This window comes from Vibrio nigripulchritudo ATCC 27043 (assembly GCF_000222685.1).
Lineage (GTDB): Bacteria > Pseudomonadota > Gammaproteobacteria > Enterobacterales > Vibrionaceae > Vibrio > Vibrio nigripulchritudo.
The window spans coordinates 1-5,579 of sequence record NZ_AFWJ01000129.1 but is presented as its reverse complement, the minus strand read 5'-3'; the positions used below and the strand labels follow the sequence as shown (position 1 = coordinate 5,579).

General features: G+C 46.3%; 4 protein-coding genes. 1 reads left to right on the top strand and 3 read right to left on the bottom strand.

Translation table 11 applies throughout. The features are described from left to right. The first annotated feature begins 146 nt into the window (after nucleotides 1-146). Nucleotides 147-680 (top strand): hypothetical protein, encoded by a 534-nt coding sequence (locus RH89_RS12460; RefSeq protein ID WP_139063276.1) that lies wholly within the window; start codon nucleotides 147-149, stop codon nucleotides 678-680. A 60-nt stretch (nucleotides 681-740) separates the two neighbouring features. Here the strand turns inward: RH89_RS12460 and RH89_RS12455 are convergent, their stop codons facing one another. The 3 genes from RH89_RS12455 to RH89_RS12445 form a co-directional block, all read right to left on the bottom strand. After that, nucleotides 741-1,232: a MarR family winged helix-turn-helix transcriptional regulator gene (locus RH89_RS12455; protein WP_004402244.1), complete on the bottom strand. Its 492-nt coding sequence runs from the start codon at nucleotides 1,230-1,232 to the stop codon at nucleotides 741-743. A gap of 129 nt (nucleotides 1,233-1,361) precedes the next feature. Beyond that, nucleotides 1,362-2,408 carry a nitrate/nitrite transporter NrtS gene (gene nrtS, locus RH89_RS12450; protein ID WP_004402242.1) on the bottom strand — a complete coding sequence of 349 codons (1,047 nt, stop codon included), beginning with the start codon at nucleotides 2,406-2,408 and terminating at the stop codon, nucleotides 1,362-1,364. Nucleotides 2,409-2,666: 258 nt separating this feature from the next. Further along, nucleotides 2,667-5,579: tetratricopeptide repeat protein (locus tag RH89_RS12445; protein WP_004402230.1), on the bottom strand; the 2,913-nt coding region annotated here is incomplete at its 5' end.

Below are 5,579 nucleotides of genomic sequence, written 5' to 3'. Positions count from 1 at the left end.
GACCCAAACTACCAAGAGAACCAGCAAGAGTATCAGGACTTTTTTTGAGGCACTTCTTAACTTGTTTAACTCGTTCGACTACTTACGCGTGGAAGTGCCAAAACACGTCGCCCAAAACGAAGTATTCCGAGCAAAAGGCAATCTGTTTGATCGCTTGGCATATGTGCGTTTTTAACAACTCAGAATTTGGCTACGTTGGGAAAGATAAATCCAACTGGGATGCGAACTCTTACCACAATATGAAGTTCTCTAATACGTATGGATACGGGTTAGTTTGGATAAACAGAGCCAGTGGAATGTGTTCCGCAGAAGGAGTATGGGTACAGAAAAAACCTCGTATCATTCAAGGTAACGCTTACCAGTCTTCCGGTAGTGTAAAAGCGAACATTCAGTATTTGGTCGATAAATACTCGACTGCTGCAAAAGATGCCAGCGTTAATGCCCGACTGACCATTCGCGTCAGGGATGATTTGTATGGTCGAACAGCTTCAAAAACCTACAGCTTAAGTAGCCTAAGTGGCTCTAAAGTCATCAGTGTTGTACCAGCAAACCCCGGCGTGAATAGCGTTTCTGTGACTTTGTCTGACGGCAAATACTCCGATGGCTTGTCTCTGGGTTACGTACATGTTCCGGGCACGCCAACTCCGCCACCAAACTGCCCACGTTGCCAGCCATTCTAAGAATCGAGAGCCAACAACTGGCACAAAACGATCAAAAAGGCGACCATTGGTCGCCTTTTCTTAATCTTCTTTTTCCTGAGAAGCCAGTAGCTTACTGAGCAATATCGCCAGCGCGTCTCGCTCTTCTTTATCTAACCCTGTCAGAATCGTTTCACTGTTTTCTATGTGCGCTTCCACCGCTTTATTAGCAAGTGCCAGCCCTTCTTCGGTAAGAGATACTTGCACGCCACGTCTGTCATTAGGATCTGCGCTGCGCACTACCAACCCTTTGGATTCCAGCTTATCGATACGATTGGTCATTGCACCAGACGTTAGCATCATAGATTGAAGGAGGTTATGTGGACAAAGGGTGTAAGGGTCGCCAGAACGGCGCAAGGTCATCAACACATCAAATTCACCAGAGTTCAGACCAAATTCCGAGAACGTTTTGTTGAGCTTAGGCGCAATATGATCTCTAAGCTGGCTGATACGACCAAGAATAGCCATAGAAGAGGGGTCAAGATCAGGTCGTTGTTCCCGCCACTGTCGCAGGATGGTGTCCACTTTATCCATTATTTTACTTAAGGTTAAGAATCTTAATTAGAATTAACTTTAATGGAATCGTGAAAAACTGGCAACTCTACAGGCAAACAAAAGGCTGCGTCATAGCGCAGCCCATTTCAAATAACTGACAGAAATTTTTTAAGACGCTTTCACAACGTGCTGGAGGTCCTGAATCAACCCTTCGCTGAGTTGCATATTATTGGCGGAACCTTCCACTGCGGCTTTGGCATCTTCAGCCAGTTGCTGAACCTTCCCAGCCACCTTTTCCATCTCAGCAATTTGCCACTGAGCTCGTCCATGGACATCCGATGCAGCAGAACGAATCTGATCGATGGCAACAGCCACCTGCTCCGCTTCTTCCTGGCTGGTATTTTCCTGCATTTTAGACATAGACTCAGCAAACAATCTGGCATCGTCCGCAAGCCTTGTGCTGGTTGAACTCAGCTCTCCCATGAGTGCGTTGATTTGCTGAGCATCTTCACCTGACTTATTCGCCAGCCCTTTTACTTCTTCCGCTACAACGGCAAATCCACGACCAAATTCACCAGCTCGTGCCGCTTCAATCGATGCGTTCAATGCAAGTAAGTTTGTCTTATCTGACAGAGACGTAATGGACGACGCCATGTTTTCGATCTGAGAAAACTGATGGCTCAGGTTGTCTATAGATTGTTTTAAGTTCGCAGCCCAGTCCGAAGCTTGCGAGAATTCCGTCATAAACTCTGTCTGGCGCTTGTTCATCAGGTTAAAGTTGTCATGAACACTGTGGATCTGTTCCTGCGAGACTTCCGCCAATTTTGCCAACTCACACGACCCAGTCGTCACTTCATGAGCTTGATCCACCACAGCTTCTGCGAACGCCAGACGTTTTTTAGAAGCCTGATTCACGTTTCCTGCGTTACTACGCATTGACTGCACTTTCTCTCTTGCTCCAGACAAAGTGTCACGACACACCAAACCGGCTGTATCTTCTGGGCATTCAGGTGCAACCATGTTTTTAGCCACCGACTTAAGAGTAATTTGACTGCTCACAATAGAGACAATGAATGGAACACAGTACGTGAGAAGCGCTTTAATCACATTAAACTCTTTTGAGCCAAACAGAGCATCGTACTGGTTGATTAAATTGAGGATGGTTCCGACAATAACAGCGATAATAACTGCACGCTTATAGAGAGCAGATTGCATAATATTCCCTTTATTTATAATTGGCTGTAGATACGAATAGCGGTAACGAATGTACCTACCAAATACAAACTTACCGTAAGTTCTGTACTACAGCGAGTACTAAATTTATGAATTACCGTAGACAGACCTGAGCTGGAATGGAAATATTTCAATGCAATCAGTCAACTAGCGAAAAGTGTGATTGACCACTCATCGTTGGGAATAAACGGTCAGACTCCCCCGGGTGACTGTGAGTTATCACGACCACTCGGTTTCAGACTACTTAATTTTCAAACCTAGCTTGAATTTTTCATATAACGCCGCGATACCTGTCAGCTGTTTAAGTTGGATAACGTATTTTATTAACGCTTTTTTGGCATCTTGCTCAGATCCAGTCTGAATATTCAGGTAGTTCGCGTGTTTTGTATCGCTACCACTTAGCGGCTGACCTTGCTCTGTTTTTTCGTAGCAATGCGCTGCTATCTTAAGCAAACGGAGTATGGTTTTCTCCTCTTCCGACAACCTGTCCGGGTTCACTCGTTCCAAATCGGCGAGATAGACCGGCTGATGGTCTCGCATCGCAAAGTTCAGTCTCCATAAACACAGGCGATCAAAACTGTTGTCTGGGGAACGTTGTAGACCAGTTTCAACGGCTCGCTTTGCAACATCATAGTTTTTGATTTCTGCACTGGTTGTCGCCAGATAATAATATGAAGCTGCCGATACATTGGGGTTATCGAACTTATCTGCTTTGCTCATATAGGTTACGAGCTCATACCGACGCTCTAACAGGAACAGAGCTAAACACCTCGCATCTACCATGTCTGGGAACTGTTCTGTTAGCCGATCATATTTCTGCCAAAAAGCATCATCTGGATACTGATTCTGTTTAGTGACACCGCTTAGATATTCCCGTGAAATGGCTTTCCATACGGCATCAGACACTTCGCTTTCTCGAAGCACTTCTTTCACTGTATCGAGACCAAATTTCTCCTGAACTTCTTTTTCAGCCCAAGATGATGCCGCTGCCGGATCCAGCCGATCATCACTCAGGTTCACTTTGGTCATGATCATTAGCTTGCGGTACAGGTGGTTATCTTTCTGTTCAGTAATATGGAGTGAATAGGCGTATAACCATTCCGTATCTTCGCCACACATTAATAAGAGCTCATAGCGAGCTAAGACGGATTCGTGCAAGTCGTAACGCAGATCGATTTCAATCCGGCGAACGTCCAGCCAGGGCGACTCGTGAAAGCGCTCCATTTCCGTTAACTGGTGTTGGGCTTTCTCTAACCAGCTTAACTGTAGGTAGAAATCAAGCAGTGAAAATGCGGCATCAGCGTTAGAAGGCGCAATACTGTACGCATTTTCAAACAGCTGAAGAATGTCTCCTTCGTATTTGCCACTGTCCAGCTCCTCATAACCACGCGCACACTGAATTAAAATTTCAGGATCATGAGGGCACAGTTTCACCAGCGCCTCTACGCTTTCCAACATCTCTGATCGGCTGTTCAGCGCTTTTGCCCAGTCGAGCTTTAACTTCCACGCCTCGACAAATCTTGGGTTATCAGACAACAGATCCGACAGAGATTTCATTGCCTGCCCCATGTCACCCCAGCGAGCAAAAATCTCTGCACGCTTAATGGCAATAGTGATCGGCGGTGTACCCTGCCAGATTGGTGCATCTATCTGCTCTAACGCTAGGGAGTCCTCACGATGCTCGATAAGCAGGTCAATATAGTGAATGTGGCAGTGGATGTAGGTTGGGGACAGCGCCAGCGCTTTTTCCAAACAGGCTTTTTTCTCTTCATAGCTATCAACCAGCTGAGACTCGACCAAAAAGATCTCTGGTCTGTCGCTCATCTCCACTTTTTTAGCATTAAGCAGGTTATGGAAACGCTCGCCATTTTGCGTCCAGTTTCGCAACGCTCGCCAAGCCCATAAATAATCCACATCAATGTGGAGTGCCTGCTCGATCAGTTCGATAGCCCTTTCGTCACGCCCAAACTCTTTGTAGCAGTAACCAATATAGCCATACAGAGATTCGTCATTGGGGTTGTGGGATTTACATTTTTCAAGAATCGCCAGCCCGCGCTTCGCCTCTCCTTGTTCTTCGAGTAGATCATAATACGCCTTGGCAACCGTCGACCAGCCGGGTGCAAGAGTCAGAGCAGTTTCAAACGCTTCTGCCGCCGCCGCTTTATCTTGCTTGAGTAAATGCAATTCGGCTTTTTCGTAAAAAACACGGGGAATCAAAGAGAATTTGTCACAGCATTGCTGAGCAAGGACAAGCGCCTCATCCAGTTCATTTTCCGATTTGTGCTGCAACACTCTTAGCACCCACACCGACCAAGTATCGCTGTGTAATTCCAGCATCTCTTCACAGAAACTGCGCATTTGATCCAGTGGTAGCCAGCCATCGGCGTACGACCAGAAATTCCAGATCGCATCAGAAATATCACCGGATTTTTTGAGTACATCAATCATAAATGCAAAAGCGCGTAATCGATCTTTAGGTCCGATGTGGCTTCTGACCATGGAAGTGGTTACCAGATCGTGATTTGGGTTGAGCTGATAAGCATTGCATGCCGCTCGCTGCGCTTCGGTCCACTCAGAATGAATGGAGTGATAACGAGCGATCTGAACCCAGACATTGGTCGAATTAGGCTGAGCCTCTTCCAGTTTGTCTAGTAACGGTTTGGCACTGCTGTAATCCTCTTGATCCAGATAATGCTCTGCCAGTTTGCACATCGCATCATAGTCGTTTGGAAATTTCTCCAGCAGTTGTTTCAAAGCGTCAATTCGCTTCTCTTCCAGAGAGTGCAGGTGAGAATAGCTCCAAAGCAAAGCGGCACTATCCGGGCTTTCTTCCAGCCTTCTTTCTAGCACTTGATCGGCTTCTTGAACCATACCTGTACGTTTAAGGATGTTCAGGTAATTTTCGAGATCTTCCACAGAGCTGGCTGGGTTTTCCGAGACCTTCGCATACAACTTAATGGCTTTCAGGTTATTGCCCAAACGGGACTCTTTCGCCGCCAGTAATCGTTGACGGTCGATTTCATCAAGCACATGACTTTTGATCTCAAAGAGCGGATTGAATGTATCCCAAACCCCGTAACTCAGCAGTTTCTCCAGATACATGTGGTGCAGGGACGGATCATCTGGGTGTTTTTCAGCGGCGACCTTTAGTGT